Origin of the sequence: Gordonia insulae (assembly GCF_003855095.1) — a bacterium.
Classification (GTDB): Bacteria; Actinomycetota; Actinomycetes; order Mycobacteriales; family Mycobacteriaceae; genus Gordonia; species Gordonia insulae.
Genome location: NZ_CP033972.1, coordinates 5,471,303 through 5,491,110 on the forward strand (window position 1 = coordinate 5,471,303; position 19,808 = coordinate 5,491,110).

At 66.1% G+C, this 19,808-nt stretch carries 17 protein-coding genes; 5 read left to right on the forward strand and 12 right to left on the reverse strand.

Features of this window, described 5'->3' with window-relative positions:
• The first annotated feature begins 35 nt into the window (after nucleotides 1-35).
• From rplN to D7316_RS24620, 4 genes are read left to right on the forward strand one after another with little or no spacing between them, the layout of a single operon-like run.
• Nucleotides 36-404, forward strand: a complete 369-nt coding sequence (rplN, locus tag D7316_RS24605; protein WP_004019493.1) for a 50S ribosomal protein L14 — start codon at nucleotides 36-38, stop codon at nucleotides 402-404.
• Between the two features lies 1 nt (nucleotide 405).
• Nucleotides 406-723 carry a 50S ribosomal protein L24 gene (gene rplX, locus D7316_RS24610; RefSeq protein WP_124710587.1) on the forward strand — a complete coding sequence of 106 codons (318 nt, stop codon included), beginning with the start codon at nucleotides 406-408 and terminating at the stop codon, nucleotides 721-723.
• 1 nt (nucleotide 724) lies between these two features.
• Entirely contained in the window at nucleotides 725-1,303 is a 579-nt protein-coding gene (gene rplE / locus D7316_RS24615; RefSeq protein ID WP_124710588.1) for a 50S ribosomal protein L5, read from the forward strand.
• A gap of 1 nt (nucleotide 1,304) precedes the next feature.
• Nucleotides 1,305-1,490, forward strand: a complete 186-nt coding sequence (locus D7316_RS24620; RefSeq protein ID WP_023955966.1) for a type Z 30S ribosomal protein S14 — start codon at nucleotides 1,305-1,307, stop codon at nucleotides 1,488-1,490.
• A gap of 114 nt (nucleotides 1,491-1,604) precedes the next feature.
• On the opposite strand, the gene D7316_RS24625 is transcribed toward D7316_RS24620, so the two are convergent.
• Nucleotides 1,605-2,210 carry a DUF4262 domain-containing protein gene (locus D7316_RS24625; protein ID WP_124710589.1) on the reverse strand — a complete coding sequence of 202 codons (606 nt, stop codon included), beginning with the start codon at nucleotides 2,208-2,210 and terminating at the stop codon, nucleotides 1,605-1,607.
• Between the two features lie 152 nt (nucleotides 2,211-2,362).
• Here D7316_RS24625 and D7316_RS24630 point away from each other — a divergent pair, with 152 nt between their 5' ends.
• Nucleotides 2,363-4,039, forward strand: coding sequence for an alpha-keto acid decarboxylase family protein (locus D7316_RS24630; protein ID WP_124710590.1), 1,677 nt, complete (start codon nucleotides 2,363-2,365; stop codon nucleotides 4,037-4,039).
• A 36-nt stretch (nucleotides 4,040-4,075) separates the two neighbouring features.
• On the opposite strand, the gene D7316_RS24635 is transcribed toward D7316_RS24630, so the two are convergent.
• The 11 genes from D7316_RS24635 to D7316_RS24685 all read right to left on the reverse strand — a co-directional run bounded on the left by D7316_RS24635 (nucleotide 4,076) and on the right by D7316_RS24685 (nucleotide 19,728).
• Nucleotides 4,076-7,378 (reverse strand): helicase HerA domain-containing protein, encoded by a 3,303-nt coding sequence (locus D7316_RS24635; protein WP_124710591.1) that lies wholly within the window; start codon nucleotides 7,376-7,378, stop codon nucleotides 4,076-4,078.
• Nucleotides 7,378-8,043, reverse strand: a complete 666-nt coding sequence (locus D7316_RS24640) for a MarR family transcriptional regulator (RefSeq protein ID WP_124710592.1) — start codon at nucleotides 8,041-8,043, stop codon at nucleotides 7,378-7,380. The genes D7316_RS24635 and D7316_RS24640 overlap by 1 nt, the downstream gene beginning before the upstream one ends.
• 1 nt (nucleotide 8,044) lies before the next feature.
• Nucleotides 8,045-9,175 (reverse strand): endonuclease domain-containing protein, encoded by a 1,131-nt coding sequence (locus tag D7316_RS24645; RefSeq protein WP_124710593.1) that lies wholly within the window; start codon nucleotides 9,173-9,175, stop codon nucleotides 8,045-8,047.
• Nucleotides 9,176-9,244: 69 nt separating this feature from the next.
• Nucleotides 9,245-10,459, reverse strand: a complete 1,215-nt coding sequence (locus D7316_RS24650) for a nitrate/nitrite transporter (RefSeq protein ID WP_124710594.1) — start codon at nucleotides 10,457-10,459, stop codon at nucleotides 9,245-9,247.
• Nucleotides 10,456-11,202, reverse strand: coding sequence for a respiratory nitrate reductase subunit gamma (gene narI / locus D7316_RS24655; protein WP_124710595.1), 747 nt, complete (start codon nucleotides 11,200-11,202; stop codon nucleotides 10,456-10,458). Before narI ends, D7316_RS24650 begins: the two co-directional genes overlap by 4 nt.
• A 4-nt stretch (nucleotides 11,203-11,206) precedes the next feature.
• The gene (gene narJ / locus D7316_RS24660; protein WP_124710596.1) at nucleotides 11,207-11,893 is read right to left on the reverse strand and encodes a nitrate reductase molybdenum cofactor assembly chaperone; all 687 of its coding nucleotides are present in this window, start codon (nucleotides 11,891-11,893) and stop codon (nucleotides 11,207-11,209) included.
• The gene (gene narH, locus D7316_RS24665) at nucleotides 11,890-13,554 is read right to left on the reverse strand and encodes a nitrate reductase subunit beta (protein ID WP_124710597.1); all 1,665 of its coding nucleotides are present in this window, start codon (nucleotides 13,552-13,554) and stop codon (nucleotides 11,890-11,892) included. The genes narJ and narH overlap by 4 nt, the downstream gene beginning before the upstream one ends.
• Nucleotides 13,554-17,273 carry a nitrate reductase subunit alpha gene (locus D7316_RS24670; RefSeq protein ID WP_124710598.1) on the reverse strand — a complete coding sequence of 1,240 codons (3,720 nt, stop codon included), beginning with the start codon at nucleotides 17,271-17,273 and terminating at the stop codon, nucleotides 13,554-13,556. Before D7316_RS24670 ends, narH begins: the two co-directional genes overlap by 1 nt.
• A gap of 177 nt (nucleotides 17,274-17,450) precedes the next feature.
• Nucleotides 17,451-17,783: a cupin domain-containing protein gene (locus D7316_RS24675; RefSeq protein ID WP_124710599.1), complete on the reverse strand. Its 333-nt coding sequence runs from the start codon at nucleotides 17,781-17,783 to the stop codon at nucleotides 17,451-17,453.
• Between the two features lie 84 nt (nucleotides 17,784-17,867).
• Nucleotides 17,868-18,935, reverse strand: coding sequence for a PQQ-dependent sugar dehydrogenase (locus D7316_RS24680; RefSeq protein WP_124710600.1), 1,068 nt, complete (start codon nucleotides 18,933-18,935; stop codon nucleotides 17,868-17,870).
• A 52-nt stretch (nucleotides 18,936-18,987) separates the two neighbouring features.
• Nucleotides 18,988-19,728, reverse strand: coding sequence for a DUF2127 domain-containing protein (locus tag D7316_RS24685; RefSeq protein ID WP_197718395.1), 741 nt, complete (start codon nucleotides 19,726-19,728; stop codon nucleotides 18,988-18,990).
• Nucleotides 19,729-19,808 lie beyond the last annotated feature (80 nt).

The window sequence follows — 19,808 nt, forward strand, 5'->3', positions numbered from 1 at the left end:
GCGGACATCAACATCCAGGTCAAGGAGATTGACGAGTGATTCAGCAGGAATCTCGCCTGCGGGTCGCCGACAACACCGGTGCAAAGGAAATCCTTTGCATCCGCGTGCTGGGCGGTTCCTCGCGGCGCTACGCCGGCATTGGTGACGTGATCGTCGCCACTGTCAAAGACGCCATCCCGGGCGGCAACGTCAAAAAGGGTGAGGTCGTCAAGGCGGTCATCGTGCGCACCACCAAGGAGCGCCGTCGTGCGGACGGAAGCTACATCCGTTTCGACGAGAACGCCGCCGTCATCCTCAAGGGTGAGAGCGACCCCCGTGGTACCCGCATCTTCGGCCCGGTCGGCCGCGAGCTGCGTGAGAAGAAGTTCATGAAGATCGTGTCGCTGGCACCGGAGGTGATCTGACATGAAGGTTCACAAGGGTGACACCGTGATCGTCATCTCGGGCAAGGACAAGGGCGCCAAGGGCAAGGTCATCCAGGCCTTCCCCAAGGAAGACCGGGTCCTGGTCGAGGGCGTCAACCGAATCAAGAAGCACACCGCCGCCTCGGCGAACGAGCGTGGCGCATCCTCCGGCGGCATCGTGACCCAGGAAGCCTCGATCCACGTCTCGAACGTGATGGTCGTGGACTCCGACGGCAACCCGACTCGCGTGGGCTACCGCGTCGATGAGGAGACCGGCAAGAAGGTCCGGATTTCCCGCAAGAACGGGAAGGACATCTGACATGACCACCACAGAGAAGACCCAGCCGCGCCTCAAGACTCGCTACCGCGAGGAGATCAAGGACGCGCTGAACAAAGAGTTCGCCTACGACAACGTCATGCAGATCCCGGGCGTCGTCAAGGTCGTCGTCAACATGGGTGTGGGCGATGCCGCTCGCGACGCCAAGCTGATCAACGGCGCCGTCGAGGACCTCGCGCTGATCACCGGTCAGCGTCCGGAGATCCGTCGTGCCCGCAAATCCATCGCGCAGTTCAAGCTGCGTGAGGGCATGCCGATCGGTGCCCGCGCCACGCTGCGCGGCGACCGTATGTGGGAGTTCCTGGACCGCCTCGTGTCCATCGCCCTCCCGCGTATCCGCGACTTCCGTGGATTGTCGGACCGCCAGTTCGACGGCAATGGCAACTACACCTTCGGCCTCAACGAGCAGTCGATGTTCCACGAGATCAACATCGACAAGATCGATCGGCCGCGGGGTATGGACATCACCGTCGTCACCTCGGCCACCAACGACGAGGAAGGCCGCGCACTGCTTCGCGCGCTGGGCTTCCCGTTCAAAGACAACTCCGTGAAGGACAACTGACATGGCAAAGAAGGCTCTGGTCAACAAGGCCAACAAGAAGCCCAAGTTCGCCGTGCGGGGCTACACCCGGTGCAACCGTTGCGGTCGTCCGCACTCGGTGTTCCGCAAGTTCGGCCTGTGCCGAATCTGCCTGCGCGAGATGGCACACGCCGGCGAGCTGCCGGGCGTGCAGAAGTCGAGCTGGTGACTTCTCACCCGATTTCGTAGTACGAACACGCGGAATCCGCGTGTAGGCACTACGGATTCAACAGGTTTGGCGAACGGCCCCACCTTCCGGACGGGAAGGTGGGGCCGTTCGTCGTCACCCGCGACGCTCGCGCATCGCTCGTCGCCGTTGTGCGCGATTGGGCCCCGACCCTCGGCTGATGACGCGTGGGCCGCGAACCACGCCGGTGCCCGTCCCGGAGAAGCCCTTGATCTCCTGATCAAGAACCCGCAGTGAGCAGTCCTCGTCCCACGGGTACTGCCCGAAGTCGTCGGGCCAGATCGCTTGTAGTGCGGGCGAGTCCGGGAAAAGCTCGTTGGTGAGGAGCAGGTCGTCCTTGTCGACCATCTCGATCACGCGAACCGGGACCTCGAGTGAGGTGAGTCGGATGTCGACAGCCCGGTCGACGCATTCGCGCCAGTCATGTGTGTGGAACAGGTCGCCGAGCTCGTTGAGAACAGTGCCGCCGGTGGCGGCGTCGAGGCCGTAGATCGCGAGCTCGGGGATGTCGTGCAGGGTGAGGCCGGACGTATAGGCGAACGAGCACTCCGGAGGGCGGCAGTCGTCCGACTGGCACGAGCACTGCTCGCTCACCGCGGTCACCGCCCATCCGCATTCCCGGATTCGGTGGATGGTCTCCTGGATCAACGGGTTGGGATGCCAGCGTCGAAGTCCCCGGATCGCGGCGGCGTGATCGGACATGATTCGCTCCTTTGTTCGAAGGTGCGATCGAGTAGACCAGAGCGGTCCGACAAGGTCGTGAGCCGATGTGAGCGCTTTGTGAGAGGGATCTGGTGAAGTCGGACAGAATTGACAGGGCCGGGGGCCTCGACGACGACTGACAGGGCGCACGTATGACGACTCCGTACACCGTTGCCGACTACCTCTTCGACCGGTTGGGCGAACTCGGAGTCGACACCGTCTTCGGGGTGCCCGGGGATTTCACCCTGGGCCTCCTCGACCACATCGACGACCGTGACGATCTCTCGTGGGTCGGCACCGCCAACGAACTGGGGGCGGGTTACGCCGCGGACGGATATGCCCGCATGCGCGGGGTCGGTGTCGTGTGCTCGACCTTCGGAGTGGGCGAGCTCAGCGCCATCAACGCCGTCGCAGGCGCCTACGCCGAGCATGTGGCCGTCCTGCAACTCGTCGGGTCGCCGACCGAACCCGTGCAGGCCGCCGGGAGGCCGACACACCACTCGCTCGGCGACGGCGACTTCGACCACACGTTGCGCATGACCGTCGAGGTGACGGTGGCGCAGGCGAAGCTCACCGCGACTACCGCTCCGGGAGAGATCGACCGCGTGCTGGCGACGATGGTGGCACTGCATCAGCCGGGCTATCTGTCACTGCCGGCCGACGTCGCGGAGGCGCCCTGCACACCGCCGTCGGGAGCGCTCGCGGTACCGGCGGCGACGACGGATGCGACGGTCTTGCGCCAGTTCACCGCGGCTGCACTGCGATTGCTCGACGGGCGGTCCCCGGTCGTGCTGGCCGACATCTATGTGCACCGGGCAGGTGCACAGGACGAGCTGGACCGATTCGTCAAAGTCGGCGGCCTCCGCTACGCGTCGCTGCTATGGGGACGACGGGTGGTCGACGAGAGCGGGCCCGGCTACCTCGGACTGTATCTCGGGGCCGCGAGCAGCCCGGAGGTCCGCGACGCCATCGAGAACACTGCATGCCTCGTCACCGCCGGTGTCTACTTCACCGATCTCATCTCCGGTTTCTTCAGTCAGCACCTGGACGCCAACGTCCGGATCGACCTGCAGCCGCATACCGCGGTCGTCGCGGGGGAGGTGTTCACCGGGATCGAGATGAGTGATGCCCTCGCCGCGTTGACGGACGTGATCCCGCCCGCCGACCCCGCCGACACCGACCCCGTCCCGACACCCGATGCGGTGCCGGTGGCCGATGCGGTCGACGCGGATTCGCCTCTGTCGCAAGCGGTGTTGTGGGAGCGGGTGGCCACCGCGCTGACGTCGTCGGACATCGTGCTCGCCGACCAGGGCACATCCTTCTACGGCATGGCCGGTCAGCATCTGCCGCATGGGGCCGTGTTCATCGGGCAGCCACTGTGGGCGTCGATCGGGTACACGCTGCCGGCGATCGTCGGTGCCGCGGTCGCCGCGCCGGAACGACGTCCTGTGCTCCTGATCGGCGACGGCGCAGCTCAATTGACCATCGCCGAACTCGGCACCATCATCCGTCTGCGCATCCCGGCGGTGATCGTCGTCGTCAACAACAACGGGTACACGGTCGAGCGGGCGATCCACGGACCCGACAAGGCGTACAACGACATCGCTGCGTGGAACTGGACCGCGCTGCCCGCCGCATTCGGTGGTACGCCGGACACCGTCCGTGCGCACCGGGCGACCACGGCGAACGAGTTGTCTGCGGCATTCGCGGACGCAGCCGAGCGCCCCGGCATGCTGACCCTGATCGAAGCGGTCACCGGTGAACTCGATGTGCCCCCGGTCCTGGAGGCCGTCGCGGAGGCGGCGGCGAGGGCGAACACGAAGTCGTGAGGTGTGTGCGACCGACCACACCTGCCTCGCAGGTGATCAGCCGGCCGATTCGCGAGCGATGTCGACGACCTCCTCCTCGGTGGGCGGGCTCTTCGGGTGATGGCTGAGGCACAGTGGGGTCGAGATCTTCGCGAAGCCGCCGCCCTCGCGGGCGACATAGAAGACGCCGGTCCGCAGCCTGCCGACGTCGTCGATGGAACTGCCTTTCGCACGGGCGATCTCGCGTGCGGTATCGATCTGCACCGGCGCGTTGAGCATGCCGAAGAACTGGGTGGCCGAGTTCCCGGGGATCTTGGCGTTCAAACCCTTCGGCGCCTGCGTCGCGAACACGAGGCCGAGTCCGTACTTGCGTGCCTGCGATACCAGGGCGAGGGTGCTCTGCGAACACGCCGTCCCGCGGTCGGACGGTGCGTAGTTCTGTGCCTCATCCATGACGAAGAGTCCACCGAGGGGGCGGTCGCCGGCGGGATGCTTCTTGATCCACGCGAACAACGCCATCTGGAGTTCGTTGACGAAGTTGGACCGTTTGTCCTCGCTCGAGAGCGCGGCGAGATTGATGACCGATACCCGTGCGCGATAGCCCGGTGACGGGGTGAGCAACACGCCGGGATCCGCGGGTGCGCCGGCCCCGCCGAAGAGTGGGTCGTTGGCGCGAGCGGCTTTCAGATTCTCGGCCATGTCCGCCGCATAACGACGAGCCTCCCGAAGTCCGCTGACACCATCGGGAAGGTCGGTCAGCAGCTCGATGAGTTCGGCGATCCCGCCGTGGCCCTGCCGGCCGAAGTATCGGAGCGCATCCTTCAGTACCGCTTGGGATTGCGAGGCCTTCGCCGTCCGTCCGCCGACCAGGGCACGTGGGATCAACCCGGCTGCAGCGGCCTCGACCGCCGCCTCGAACTCATCGGGATCGTCGACGACGTCGGAGAAGTCGGGCAGCGGACGGAAACTGAGAGGACGTCCCGAGGAGCGGCCCGGCGTGAACACCGCGACCTCGGTGTCGGCGAAGTACTGTTTCGCCTTCTGCTCTTCCAGTTCGCTCGACCAGGTTCGTTCACCGGCCGGCCACGGCATGCCCAGACGCGCGAGGTCGTTGTTCACATCGAGCACGATCGACGAGACCCCTTGGAGGGCGCACTCCTCGATCATGCGGCGGATCAGGACCGTCTTCCCCGAACCGGAACCCGCAAAGATGGCGGTGTGCTTACGCAGGGCCTCGAGAGACACCGACACCGCGGGGCCGCCGGTCAGCGGGATCCCGAGCGTGATCGATGGAACCGCCTCCGCCGCAGTGTGACTGGATGCGACTTTGTTTCGATCAGCGATTGCGACGGGACTCGGCGAGGCAACTGCTGCGGCTTCTCTGAGATCGGCCGGAGCGGTCGACGGAACACCGGTGTGCGCCGACGCTTGCCGTTGCGGGGCCGGTCGTCGCGCGGGGGAGGGCGTGGGCTTTGGGACACTCGGCGGCGGAGTTGCCAGGGGCGGCAGCAGGGAAGGCTCGGGAGCGGCATGGCGGCCGTCCTCGCCGGACCCGGACATCGGCTCGGTGACGAGCGACGTCGCCACGATGTCCCGGAGGAACGCGATCTGTCCGGCCGGATTGCGCAGCGCGATCCACTCACTGAGGAATTCTGAACGCTCCGAACGTAGTTGACGCAGCGCCATCAGAGTGCGGATGTCGTCGTCGGACCACGCCACCACGTGGCCACCGCGCGCGTGCATCTCGTCGACCATCTGAGTGGTCTTGGTACCCGACGGCCATGGCGTGCGCCGCAAGACGATCAGGGTGCGCCGCTTGCCGCCGAGGCTGAGTCCGGCGGCGGTGGTGGCATTGGCGAGGCGGGATTGGACAGAGCGATAGTGGGTCGCCGCGATGCCCCGGAAACTCCACGATTGTTCGGAGTCGGTCTCGAGGTCGACGATACGGCGGAGCGTCCCATGGAGGTTGGCTTTCGGACTGGGCTTCGGGTCTTGCTGGAACCGGTCGGCGCCTTCGGGGAGGGCTTCTATCCACGATGCGAGACCCGCGTGGAGCAACGGCGGGACGACAGCATCTTCCTGCTCGGCCGAGACGGCTGGAGCGACATCGGCGGCGGACTTGAGCTCGTCGAATCGCCGGTCGAGTTGCGCCAGTTCGGGTTTGTCCTCGGCGACGGGATCGATGTCGATCACGGTCGTGTGTCCGAGGCTGCGCATCTCGGTGAAAGCATCCGCCCGCAGGGATGACCCGATGTGGCGATCAACGTTGCGCATCAGCTCGCGGGGGGTGTAGTCGCGGGCTTCGGCGAGTGCCCCTTCGGTGACGGGCCAGGTGGCGTAGGGAGGTGAGAAGCCTGCCTCGGCGAAGCATGGGGCGAAGCGTTTGGCGAGCAGTGTCCGCCCGAACTCCACCGTCGTCGGTCGTTGCAGGATCGGCGGTTGGCGGAACCTGTCGACCACGGAACGCATGACGTGGCTCTCGAGGTACTGCCAGGCCGCCGTGATGCAGGAGACGACGGCGACGGTGCGGCTCATCGTCTCTCTGACGGACATGAGTCCGTGAGCCACCTTCTCGACCGAGTTCTCATCCTCGCGGCGTTCCGATTTGGCAGCTTCGATGAGGGTGTCGATCTGATCGATCGCGAGCACGGCAGCGTTGTCGAACGCGATGATGCGCGAGATGTTCTCGACGATCTCCTGATACCCGAGCCGCGCGTTCCGGATGCCCCAGGCCGAGAGATCCTCGGCGTCGTCGATGTCGAGATGGAGGAACGACTCACCGAGATCCTTGACGGCGAAGTCATCGGACTCGGTCAGGACGAGGGCGCGGAGGATGTGCTGGGATCGTCGGCGATGACGAGAGTGCTTGGTGTAGACACCTCGGATGAACTGGTCGAGGTGGTCAGGAGACAGCTCGGCCTCGCCCGAGACGGCGGCGATGATCTCGTCGGGCAGCCCGGCCTCACCACCCAGACGATCGAGGAGTTGGGTGAGCTGCGAGCGGTGCGTCGGGGTTGGGCGACTCAGATCCTCCAACAGGCCGACCAGAATCGATCTCCAGAAATCCTCACCGTCAAGCAGTTTCACCAGAAAGAAATACCCGCCGCGGGCGTGGACCTGTTCGCGGACCTGACCGAAGAGGTGAGTCTTCCCCGATCCGGCGGGCCCGCGGACCGCGACTCCGAGTGGACTTGCGGAGGTGCTGCGAGCCGCGTCGCCGAAGGCGCGGAGGACCTCGTCCACGACGTCGTCGTGCAGCCCCGGAACGTGCAGTGGTGTTTGTGGCCCCCAGACGTCGTCCGGTGTGGTGGCCCAGTCGAGACGGATGGCCTCGAGTGCTCGTCTGGTCTGGGTGTCCATCAGACGTCCTCGATGGCGAAGAGATGGCAATCTTGTGTGCCGACTCGGACGGACGCCTGCCGCTCGTCATCGGTCAGAAGCATTTGGTCCTCCTGGGGAATGAGGCTTACACCTGGTTCCCGCTGAAGAGCGACCAGTACAGCGTCCAACTCCGAGCGATCGATGCCCGCGAGCGCCTGACGCAGTGCGAGGACACCGACCCACCGTCCAGGGCCGGACGTCACGGCGTGATACGTGGCCCGGATTCTCTGATCGAGCGGCACTGCATCCGCCGACGGCTCTGCGGAAGGTTCTGCCTCCGCCGCTGATCCACCACCGGCAACTCCGAACACCTCATGCAGTCGGAGATCGCTCGCCGCCAGGTAGCGACCGACCCCGGCCATCACCGCGTAGAGCGCGCGGATCGGGGGCAACGACTTCGGCGGGGGTGCGGCGCTGAGTTCCCGGGCACACCAGGCCCATCCGCGATCGGTGAGCGAATGGCTGAAGGCGTTGCGGGAGCCCTTGCGAGATTCGATCAGGCCCAACCGGTTCAGCTTGTCCCGGCTGGGCTTCTTCAGGTCGGGCGCGAGCGCCGCCAGGTCCGGGTTACGTACCTCGCGCGCCTCGGCCATCAGCACGAAGAGCACGGCACTCTCCGACGGTGTCAGCTGCGGATGGTCCATCTCATGGCTCCTCGTGATGGTCGGCGGTGGTTGGGGTCGGCACTGCGACAGCTGGTGTACGAATCCCGGAACGGGTATCCAGGACCGCTCGCAGTTCGTCGACGACGAGTCCGACGTCGGTGAGCACCTGGTGGTTGGTGTAGCGCAGGACCATGCACCCTTGACGTTGCAGAATGTTGTCGCGGATGCGGTCGGCCGCGTACTTGTCGGGGCGGCGGTGGTCGTCGCCGTCGACCTCGACGACGAGGCGGGCACTGGGCCAGAAGACATCGACGATGGCCATCGGCAGCATCGGGTCGAGGTCGCCGATCCGTCGGTTCCACCGTCGGCCATCGGCCCAGATCGTTCTCGACAGGGCACGTTCGAGTGCCTGTTCCGCCGCGCTGTGGGGCGATGGTAGGCCCTCGCACCGCGAGATCGTGAGGACCGGTGGATCGTCGTCGGAACTCTGCGACGCGTGCTCGACGACCGGGCCTGCGCCACCGATTCGATCGGGTCGGCCCCGCACATGCGTACAGCGGGTCACCTCCGGTAGGACGCCCGCCGACAACCACACGGTGAGCCGACCGTGGTGGGCGAGCCAGGTGAGCCCTTCCTCCACGGCAGCCTGTACGTCCGTACCGGAAGCCTCGTCGGCGCCGACGGCAACAACGATCGACTCGCGCCTGTAGCCGCGCCGGATCAGCCGGGCGAGTCCGCGTAGACGGATCTCGGTGGAGAACTGTGATCGTGGAACCATGCCGGCCGCAGCGGCACGCGCCAGCTCGACGACGAACGGTCGGTAATCCTCGCTGTCCGAGCACAGATCATGTGCCAGCTGCTCCGCCGTGGCGGCGTCGACGGTCGGGCCGAGATCATCGTCGGTGAGCCATGCGGGAAACAGTCGGATCGCGATGTCGGTCATCGCGGCGACGATCTCGTCGACGATTCCGCGCGCACTGGTCAGGTCGGTGCGCCAGTAGGCGAGGATGACGGGGATGTCGGAGCGGATGTCGGTGAGGAGGTCATCGAGATCCTGTTGCGTGACGTCGACGAGGCGGAGTACTCGACCCGGTCGCACGACGTGACTCGACCATGCGTCATTCGGGCCGCCCACGTCGCTGCTCTCCATCGCCGGTGCGGTGCTCGACACCCGCACGGATTCGTCGAAGAGCAATATAACCGTCGACCCGGACAGGCGCTGACCGGCGGCCCGGGTATGTCAGGCGGGACGTTCCTCCCGCTTCCTGATCCCGAAGATGGTGAACACCAGGGCGAAGCACGCGGTGATCACCAACAGGACGAGGCCGATCGTGTAGCTGTGTGCCTCGGCGTCGTAGGTCGCCCCCAACACCAGTGGTGGGAAGAATCCGCCGAGGCCGCCGGCTGCGCCGACGATGCCGGTGACCGAGCCGACCCGGGCTGCCGGGGCGTCCCGGGCCACCCAACTGAACACAGAGCCCGACCCGAGACCCATGCACACCGCCATCAGGACGAAGTCCAGACCCGCGGGGATCTCGAGCGGCGGTTGGGTGATCATCCACACCGCCAGGAGCGCCGCGCCCGCGGTGGAGATCGCCGTGATGATGCGCGGCCCGAAACGATCGGACAGGATACCGCCGAGGGGGCGCGCGATGACCGCGGCGACCGCGAAACCGGCTGTGCGTGTGCCTGCTGCCTGTAGGTCGAAGTCGTAGACGTCCTTGAGGTAGGTCGGCAGGTAAGTGGAGAAGGCCACGAAACCGCCGAAGGTCGCCGCGTACAGGAATCCCATCTGCCAGGTGATCGGGAGTTTGGCCGCCGCGATGAGTTTCGGTGCGACCGCATCGCGGTTCGGCGCCCACTGGGGTGCGTCGCGCATGAACATCCACACCACCGCGGCGACCACGACGAGGGCGACGGCGATGATGACGTGGGTCGTGACATACCCGAACCAGCTGACGAACCGGGGCGTGAAGAATGCGGACAGGGCGGTGCCACCCATACCGGCGCCGAACACACCGGTCGCGAATCCCCGTTTGGACGGGTCGTACCAGGCGTTCACGAACGGGATGCCGACGGCGAAGGTGGTACCGCCGATGCCGAGGAAGAACCCGATGACCAACATCATCGGGTAGGAGCCGAGTTCTCCTGCGACGGCGATGAGGACGACGAACGGCGCTGTCGCGATCAGGAGCACAGGAAACATCAGACGCCCGCCGAAGCGATCCGTCAGTGCGCCGGTGAGGATCCGGCCGACGGACCCGACGATGATGGGGATCGCGACGAGGATCGACTTCTGGGACGACGAGAGGTCCAGGACTTCCGAGTACCGGACCCCGAGGGGGCCGACGATGTTCCACGCCCAGAAGCTGATGGTGAAGGCGAGTGTGGCGAGGAAGAGGTTGACACTCTGCCCGGATCGCAGGGTCGCGGGATTCGTGGACGGTGTGGTCATCGCTGCCGATCCTTGGTTCCGACGGGAGCCCAACCGGGCCGGGACGAGCGGTTCCCGGGCGTGCGAGCGGCGTCGCGGCTCCGGTAGACGATGTAGGGCCGGAACAGATAATGCACCGGCGCGGTGAATGCATGGACGAGTCGGGTGAACGGCACCATCGCGAAGACGAGCATGCCGACCAGGACGTGGATGTGGAACCGCGCCGGAGCCTCGCTCATCGCGTGGACATCGGGCCGCAGGTAGAAGATCGACCGGAACCACGGTGACACGGTGTCCCGGTAGTTCACCCCCTCGGCGCCCGGCACCATGCCGATGAGCGTGACGTACACACCGAGTGCGAGCGCCGCGGTGAGTACGACGTACATGGTCTTGTCGTTGGTGGTCGTCGCCATGAATACCGGCCCGGTCCTGCGGCGACGATAGATCAAGATCGCGAGGCCACCGAGAGTGGCGATGCCTGCGATGATCCCGAAGCCCGCCGCGACGACGTGATAGGTGTGCTCGGACACGCCGATCGCCTCGGTCCACGATTCGGGGATCACCAAACCCATCGCGTGCCCGATGATCACCACCAGGATTCCGAAATGGAACAGGGGCGACCCGATGCGCAGGAGCCGGGACTCGTAGAGTTCCGACGACCGTGTGGTCCAGCCGAACTTGTCGTAGCGGTATCGCCAGATCGTGCCGCCGATGAGCAACAGCAGCGTCACGTAGGGCAGGACACCCCACAGCAGCACGTCCATGACCTCACCTGACCTCCATGATCCGGCTCGCTCGCTGTGGTCCCTGCGCCGCCACGGCTATCGGGAGCAACCTCGGGTCGTACGGTTCGAGCCCGACCGATTCGGCAGGCGGTGGCGCGCCCTGCATGGTCATCACAGCGCGACGGTCGACGGGCGACTGGCCCGGGAGCGTCGCGCAGACGGCTGCGACGACGTCCGCATAAGGAGTTCGACGATCGAGGAGAGACAGCCGCAGGAGCTCGAGGGCCGGCCGATGTTGTTGGAGGAGCCGGGAGCCGGACTGTGGGTCGACTCGTGCGGCGAACTCCAGCACGATCGGTAGGTGGTCGGGCAGTTCGCCGCCCAGGTCCACGAGGAAACCGCTGTCGCGGTAGTGCTGCTTGAACGCGCCGAGGGCCTCACCGCGCCGTCGGGTGTCGCCCGCGGTCCAGTAGGAGAGGTACAGAGTGTGCTTGCGTGACAGGTCGAAGAGGTCGATGTAGTTCTGACGCAACACCTCCGGGGCTGAGGTCCCGAGGTGGCCGACGAAATCCCGGAGCGCCGTGATCGTCTGGTCGACAGGTTGCTCGGCGAGGGCGGCGTCGAGCAGCGGCGCCATCGCGATCGTCTCGTCGTCCGGATAGCTCAGGCATACGGATGCCGCTTGGCGGATGACTGCCGGATCGGGTCCGCGGCGACTACCGAGTCTCACCGTTCCTCCGGCTGTTTGGGGAACATGCCATCCGGGACACCGTTACCGTCCCAGTTGAGCAGGTTGGTTCGCGCGGACATAGCGCGCGAGCTCGCTGCGGTGTCACTGGTCTGTCGTTGGCGGAGAGCATGAAAGGTCTCGACCGAGACCGGTGCCGGCCGTCCGCTCGCCTCACCGAAGGCAGACGAATCGAACATTCCGGGGCCATCGTCGTAATCCAGGGAGCACCCGATCTCCTCGAGGTCGTGCGCCTGTTCCAGATGGGCCGTCGGGATCACGTATCGCTCGTCGTATTTCGCGATCGCCATCAGGCGGTACATGCGGTAGATCTGCTCTTCACTCATTCCGACGGCCGCGGGTATCGACGCGTCGGGCTCGCGCCCCAGGGTCACACCCCGCATGTACGAGCGCATCGCGGCGAGTTTGCGCAGGACCCCTTCGACCACCGTTGTGTCGCCGGCGGTGAACAGCTCGGCGAGGTAGTCGAGCGGGATGCGCAGAGAATTGATGGCGCCGAACAGGTTTCGGTGATCCTCCGCGTCGTGCCCCTGTTCGGACAGCAGATCGACGATGGGTGAGAGAGGTGGGACGTACCAGACCATGGGCATCGTGCGGTACTCCGGATGGAGCGGTAGGGCAACCCGATACGTCTTGGCGAGCGCGTACACCGGGGAGCGGCGGGCGGCGTCGAGCCAGTCCTCGGGGATGCCCTCTGCGCGCGCAGCCGCGATCACCTCGGGATCCTCCGGATCCAGCATGAGGTCCAGTTGCGCGGCGTAGAGGTCCTTCGCGTCCGGCACGGAGGCGGCCGCCGTGACGGCATCGGCGTCATAGAGAAACAGACCGAGATAGCGGAGCCGGCCCACGCATGTCTCCGAACAGACGGTGGGCAGGCCCACCTCGACGCGCGGATAGCAGAACGTGCACTTCTCGGCCTTGCCGGACTTGTGGTTGAAGTAGATCTTCTTGTAGGGACATCCGGTGATGCACTGTCGCCAGCCGCGGCAACGATCCTGGTCGACGAGGACGATCCCGTCCTCTGACCGTTTGTAGATGGCGCCCGACGGGCACGACGCCATACACGACGGGTTGAGGCAGTGCTCGCAGATCCGCGGCAGATAGAACATGAAGGTCTGCTCGAAGCTGAACTTGATTGCGTCCTCGGACTCGCGGCGCAGCTTCTCGACGACGGGGTCGAGCCCGCCCATCTCCGGTGCGCCGCCGAGATTGTCGTCCCAGTTGGCCGACCACGAGACCTTGGTGTCCTCGCCGGTGATGAGCGACTTCGGCCGGGCCACCGGGAAGTCGTCACCGAGGGGCGCGTCGACCAGTGTCTGATAGTCGTAGGTCCACGGTTCGTAGTAGTCGTCGAGGGTCGGTTGCACCGGGCTGGCGAACAGCGTCAGCAACTTCTGCAGCCTGCCGCCGGTGCGCAGCCTCAGGCGCCCCTTCTTGTCGAGATGCCAGCCGCCGCGCCACTGTTCCTGATCCTCGTAGCGGCGCGGATAGCCCTGGCCGGGCCGTGTTTCGACGTTGTTGAACCAGACGTATTCCGTGCCCGCCCGATTCGTCCAGGCCTGTTTGCAGGTGACCGAACACGTATGGCATCCGATGCACTTGTCGAGATTCATCACCATGCCCATCTGGGCCATGACACGCATCAGTAGGTCACCTCCTGGCTTCGTTTCCGGATGGTGGAGACCATGTCGCGCTGGTTGCCGGCGGGGCCCAGATAGTTGAAGGCATACGACAGTTGGGCGTAACCGCCGATCATGTGCGTCGGTTTGACGAGGAGCCGCGTCACCGAGTTGTGAATACCGCCGCGCCGACCGGTCGCCTCGGACTTCGGCACGTCGATCGTCCGCTCCTGCGCGTGGTGGACGTAGCAGACCCCGTCCGGCATGCGGTGACTCACGATCGCGCGGCACACCACCACACCGTTGGCGTTCGTGCACTCGATCCAGTCGTTGTCGCGGACATCGATGGAGGCGGCGTCGGCGGGACTGAGCCACGCCGTCGGACCGCCGCGCGAGAGCGAGAGCATGAACAGGTTGTCCTGATACTCCGAGTGGATCGACCACTTGGAGTGCGGGGTCAGATAGCGAACCGTGATCTGGCGGTCGCCGTCGGGGCCGAGTTTCGGTTCGCCGAACAACCGGTGCATGTCCAATGGCGGCCGATAGATCGGGAGGGACTCACCGATGTCGATCATCCAGTCGTGATCGAGGTAGAAGTGCATCCGGCCCGTGAGGGTGTGAAAGGGCTTGAGCCGCTCGATGTTCACCGTGAACGGTGCGTAGCGGCGGCCACCGGTTTCCGAGCCGGACCATTCCGGTGAGGTGATCACGGGAACCGGTGCCTGCTGAGTGTCGGCGAATCGGATGCGCTTCTCCTCGGAGCCGCGGGCGAGATCGTCGAGCACGAAACCCACGCGTCGCTGCAGCGTGCGGAATCCCTGGACCGCGAGTTCGCCGTTCGTGGTGCCGGACAGTGTCAGGATGGCCTCGGCGAGCTTGGCGTCGGTGTCGATGGCCGGGCGTCCGTCGCCGGCTCCGCCGAGCATCACGCCGTTGGCCTCGGACAGCTTCTTGTTCTGCTCGGTGACTTCGTACGTCACGTTCTTGACGGTGAAACCGAGTGAATCGGCGAGGGGCCCGATCGTGCCCAACTTGTCGGCGATCGCCGTGTAATCCCGTTCCACCACACTGAAGGTCGGCATGTTCCGTCCCGGACGAGCGGGTACCGCCCCGCCGGAGCCCCACCAGTCGGCCACCCGACCGTGCGGTTGGGCGACCTCGCCCGGTGTGTCGTGTTGCAGTGGGACGCTCACCAGATCGCGCCGGATGCCGAGGTGGGTGCGCGCCAGGTCCGAGAACCTGGTGGCGAGCAGGTGGAACAGGTCGAAGTCGGTCTTCGCCTCCCACGGTGGATCGATCGCCGGCGAGAAGGCATGGACGAACGGATGCATGTCCGTGGAGGACAGGTCGTGTTTCTCGTACCAGGTCGCCGCGGGGAACACGACGTCGGAGAGCAGGGTCGTCGACGTCATGCGGAAGTCCGCCGACATCAGCAGGTCGAGTTTGCCCTCCGGGGCCTCGTCGTGCCACACCACATCACGCGGACGGGGGGCATCCGGGTCCTCGGTGCCGAGCACATTGTGGTGGGTGCCGAGCAGATGTCGCAGGAAGTGTTCGTTGCCCTTCGCCGACGATCCCATCAGATTCGAGCGCCACAGCACCAGGGTGCGTGGCCAGTTCTCGGGTGCGTCGATGTCCGAGATTGCCGGGGTCAGCGAGCCCGAGGAGAGTCCCTGTGCGACATAGCTGCCGACGCTCTCGGCGTCTCCACGCTCGACTGCTTCCTGTGCCGACTCGGCGACATCGAGCGGATTGGTCGAGAACTGGGGGTAGAAGGGCATCCAGCCCAGGCGCGCCGATTGCGCTATCGCGTCGGCGGTGTGCTCGTGGTCGAGGACCCCGCGTGACAGTGGAGAGGTCAGCGAGGCCGCAGAATAGCCGTCGGTGCGCCACTGGTCGGTGTGCATATACCAATACGACGTGCCGGTCATCGTCCGTGGTGGTCGGGTCCAGTCCAGCGCGTTGGCGAGTGAGATCCAGCCCGTGATGGGGCGGCACTTCTCTTGGCCGACATAGTGCGCCCAGCCGCCGCCGTTGCGACCCATGCATCCGGTGAGGATCAACAGTGACAGGATCGATCGGTAGGTGGCGTCCCCGTGGAACCACTGGCAGATGCCTGCGCCCATGATGATCATCGACCGGCCGTCGGATTCGTCTGCGTTGGTCGCGAACTCGCGGGCCACTCGGATGGCCGCCTCGGCCGGAACGCTGGTGATCTCGGCCTGCCACGCGGGCGTGTACGGGGTCTCGGCGTCGTCGTAACCACTAGGCCAGTCACCCGGCAGCCCGTCACGGGCCACGCCGTACTGGGCGAGCATGAGGTCGAAGACAGTGGTGACGAGGTGCCCGCCGACGCGGCGTACCGGCACGCCGCGATGGAGGACAGAGCCGCTGCCGTCCGGCGCGTCGAACGCCGGAAAGCTCACTGGTACGAACTCATTGCCGTCGCCATACAGACTCAGTGCCGGCACGATCCCGTCGAGATCGAGATTCCATCGGCCGACACCGGAGTCGGCGTACCGGAAACCCATGGAACCATTGGGCACGACGGGTTGTCCGGTCGCCTGGTCGATGAACACCGTCTTCCAGACGTCCTCCTCCGGGGAGCGTGCTGCGCCGAGTTCGTCGGCAGTCACGAACTTTCCCGGCACATAGCCCTTGTCCCGGTCGCCGTCGCGCTCCTCCAGGTGCACCAGAAACGGCAGGTCCGTGTAGCGGCGGACATAGTCGTCGAAGAACGGGGTCCGTTGCCGGACAAAGAATTCGGTTAGGATCACATGGCCCATCGCCATGGCCAACGCGGCGTCGGTGCCCGCCTGCGCCGGGAGCCATTCGTCGGCGAACTTGGTGTTGTCCGCGTAGTCCGGACTCACTGTCACGACCTTGGTGCCGCGGTATCGCACCTCCGCCATCCAGTGCGCATCCGGGGTCCTGGTCACCGGGACATTGGATCCCCACATCATCAGATACGTCGCATCCCACCAGTCGCCGGATTCGGGGACATCGGTCTGATCGCCGAACACCTGGGGGCTGGCCACCGGGAGGTCGGCGTACCAGTCGTAGAACGACGTCATCACGCCACCGATGAGCTGGATGAATCGTGTACCGACACAATGGGAGACCATCGACATCGCGGGAATCGGGGAGAATCCCGCGCAGCGGTCGGGTCCGTAGGTCTTGATCGTGTGCACATGTGCGGCCGCGGCGATCTCGATCGCCTCGTCCCATGAGACGCGCACCAATCCGCCTTTGCCCCGCGCCTGCTGATAGGAGCGGCGGCGAAGCGGGTCCCCGACCACGTCGGCCCAGGCGAGGACCGGGTCGCCGAGCCGGGCCCGTGCCTCGCGGAACATCTCGACGAGTACCCCGCGGGCGTACGGGTACCGAACTCGCGTGGGCGAGTATGTGTACCAGGAGAAGGCGGCGCCGCGTGGACATCCGCGAGGTTCGTACTCGGGGCGGTCGGGACCGACCGAAGGGTAGTCGGTCTCCTGGGTCTCCCAGGTAATGATCCCGTCCTTGACATACACCTTCCAGGAACAGGAGCCGGTGCAATTCACCCCATGTGTGGAGCGCACGATCTTGTCGTGACTCCATCGATCGCGATAGAAGACGTCGCCGGCACGCCCGCCACGACGGAACACCGCACGCCCGTCGTCGCTCTCATCCCACCGGGTGAAGAACCTGCCGACATCCAGCAGTGCCTTCGCCGCCTCGCCGTCCACTCCGGAAGATCGGCCCACAGTTGTCCACCATACGATCGAAGCGAATCCGGTTGGTGAAATGCGAGAAATCGGCCGATGAACGAATCCGGTTGGTCAGTTGATGCTCTCCTCCCGGTGCGAATTCGGCCTGAGCGTCGTACCTCTCAGGACGACATCGAGCCGGTGAGGTTTGTCTCGTTACTGTTGCGGCGCCGTTCATCTCGTGATGACGGTCAGCAGTACCGCCGAATCCTGTTGCGCGGTAAGCCCATGACGCTGAGCAGGGATCACCACGAGGTCGCCGTCGACTCCCTCCCACTGTTCGCCGTCGTCCGTCGTGATCGTCACGTGTCCACGCAGTACGTGCAGGCTTGCCTCGCCCGGGCTGTCATGGTCGGTGAGTCCCTGGCCTGCCACCAGCGCGATCACCGTCTGTCGCAGACGGTGGCTGGAATTCCCGTACAGAGTGTGGGCGGCGCGTCCGCTCCGAGCAGAGTGGGCCGATGTCATGAGCTGGTCGACGAGTTCGGGGAGGCGTGTGCTGTCCATGAACTCATTTTCCTCGCCCGGGACCTCCGGAGGCGGGGTTCGGCCGAAGTCACCCGCTGCGCTGTGCCCCGGGAAACCGCGCCGTCACAACGCGACCCGCAGGATGCGGTCGTCTCCGGGCGACGGTCGGCCGCGGCCGTCGGTGTTGCTGGTGCCGACCCACAGCGAACCGTCCGGTGCCGCCGCGACGGCCCGCAGTCGGCCCACCTCGTCGGTCAGCAGGGCGGACGGGTCACCGGCGGACTCGCCGTCGAGCGGCACCCGCCAGAGTCGGCGGCCGCGGAGTGCGGCGACGTAGGCGGTGTCGCCGACGATCGCGAGGCCGGCGGGAGAGGCCTCACCGGTCGACCACGTGACCGCCGGCGCGACGAACCGGGGATCGTCGGAGTCGCCCTCGACCTCGGGCCAGCCATAGTTGCCGCCGCGCCGGATGAGATTGAGTTCGTCTCGGTCGTTCTGGCCGAACTCGCTGGCCCAGAGGCGGCCCGATCCGTCGAAGGCGAGGCCCTCGACGTTCCGATGGCCGTAGGACCAGACCTCGTTGCCGAACGGGTTGCCGGCCGCGGGGCGGCCCTCGCGGTCCACCCGGAGGATCTTGCCGTTCAGTGCGCGGACATCCTGGGCCACATCGGGCTGTGCCGCGTCGCCGACCGCGACGTAGAGCAGACCGTCCGGGTCGAACAGCAGGGCACCACCATGGTGGTTGACCGCTGTGTCGAGGCCGGTCAACAGTGGTCGCGGTTCACCGATGCGCCGGCCGTCGAACGCCACCCGGACCAACCGGTTGTCGCGGTCTGAGGTGAGGTAGAGGTACAGCGCCGATTCGTCGCCGGGTGCGACTGCGATGCCCTGCAGCCCGCCCTCGCCGCGCGGCGCCACGCCGGAGACGTCGCCGATCGTCGTCACGGTCCCGTCCGGAGCCACGCGGACGATCGTCGCGTCGTCGCGCTGGGTGACCAGCGCGCTGCCGTCGCGCAGGAAGGCGATCGCCCACGGGACGTTCAACCCGGACGCGACAGTGGTCACACCTGCGCGACGGTCGGGGGAGCTCCCCGGTGTGAAACTCGGCGGGGCAGACGACTCGGTGCCGCATCCCCCCAGCAGGGCCAGACCGCCGAGGGCGCCGACGATCAGGAATTCACGACGGTCCATGGGTCAATACTGCCGCAGCCGGGCCGCTCATTCCCGCCTCGTCGGCCGGCGGTCACCGCCCGACGGACGCGGTGGCCGCGGCACGTTCGACGGTGAGCAGGCTCTCGGCATGATGTTCGGCGTGATAGGCGGCGCCACCACCGCGGACCCCGAACAGCCGCTTGCTCCACACCAGCCACACCACCGCCGCGACATTGACCGTCAGCAGGAGCAGGCGTACGACCGTGACCCGCTCGGTGAGTTCGTAGATCTCGACGGGCAGGAAGACGCTGGTCACCACCACGGCGAAGTACTCACCCCACCGCTTCATGAACCACAGACCGCCGGCCTCGACGAACTGGCTCGCGGCGTACACGATGACGGCGATCCCGATCCAGACGATGGTCGTGGTGGACAGCGTGAAGGATCGCTCGATCCACTGCACCATCTTGGAATCGTCGATGTTCCAGCCGACCTGCTCCGCGAGCGGGCGCAGCAGCGGCATCTCGTCGTCGAATCGTGCCTGCAGAGATTCCTGGCTGTGGCGCAACCCGATGATGAGAATGCCCGCAGCCAGCAGGAACAGGCCTCGGACCAGACGTTCGACGGCGAGCAGTCGCATGATCACCAGGTCGCGGAGCAGCCGGCCGCGCGGCACCTCGGGGGCGTGATCGGCCGGTCCCGTCCGACGGGCCGGACCCGGAACGAAGGTGCCGCACCTCAGGCATCGCCACGTCTCGCCGGCCGCGGTGGTGACATGCAGTCGGTCGCGGAGTCGGGGTTCGTCGGGGTCATACGTCTCGTGGCCGCGCATGCCGCAGGAGAGCAGTTCCCAGTTCACCTGCGTAGATTACGGTCCGCGCCCGTCGGGTCCCGGCCGGTTTCGGCCGAACG

Coding starts and splice junctions, on each gene's coding strand:
- rplX (WP_124710587.1), top strand. CDS start 406: ATGAAGGTTCACAAGGGTGACACCGTGATCGTCATCTCGGGCAAGGAC.
- D7316_RS24675 (WP_124710599.1), bottom strand. CDS start 17,783: ATGGACAGCACACGCCTCCCCGAACTCGTCGACCAGCTCATGACATCG.
- D7316_RS24635 (WP_124710591.1), bottom strand. CDS start 7,378: ATGGACACCCAGACCAGACGAGCACTCGAGGCCATCCGTCTCGACTGG.
- narI (WP_124710595.1), bottom strand. CDS start 11,202: ATGGACGTGCTGCTGTGGGGTGTCCTGCCCTACGTGACGCTGCTGTTG.
- D7316_RS24640 (WP_124710592.1), bottom strand. CDS start 8,043: ATGGACCATCCGCAGCTGACACCGTCGGAGAGTGCCGTGCTCTTCGTG.
- D7316_RS24650 (WP_124710594.1), bottom strand. CDS start 10,459: ATGACCACACCGTCCACGAATCCCGCGACCCTGCGATCCGGGCAGAGT.
- D7316_RS24625 (WP_124710589.1), bottom strand. CDS start 2,210: ATGTCCGATCACGCCGCCGCGATCCGGGGACTTCGACGCTGGCATCCC.
- D7316_RS24620 (WP_023955966.1), top strand. CDS start 1,305: ATGGCAAAGAAGGCTCTGGTCAACAAGGCCAACAAGAAGCCCAAGTTC.
- narH (WP_124710597.1), bottom strand. CDS start 13,554: ATGCGTGTCATGGCCCAGATGGGCATGGTGATGAATCTCGACAAGTGC.
- D7316_RS24685 (WP_197718395.1), bottom strand. CDS start 19,728: ATGCGCGGCCACGAGACGTATGACCCCGACGAACCCCGACTCCGCGAC.
- D7316_RS24630 (WP_124710590.1), top strand. CDS start 2,363: ATGACGACTCCGTACACCGTTGCCGACTACCTCTTCGACCGGTTGGGC.
- D7316_RS24680 (WP_124710600.1), bottom strand. CDS start 18,935: ATGGACCGTCGTGAATTCCTGATCGTCGGCGCCCTCGGCGGTCTGGCC.
- rplE (WP_124710588.1), top strand. CDS start 725: ATGACCACCACAGAGAAGACCCAGCCGCGCCTCAAGACTCGCTACCGC.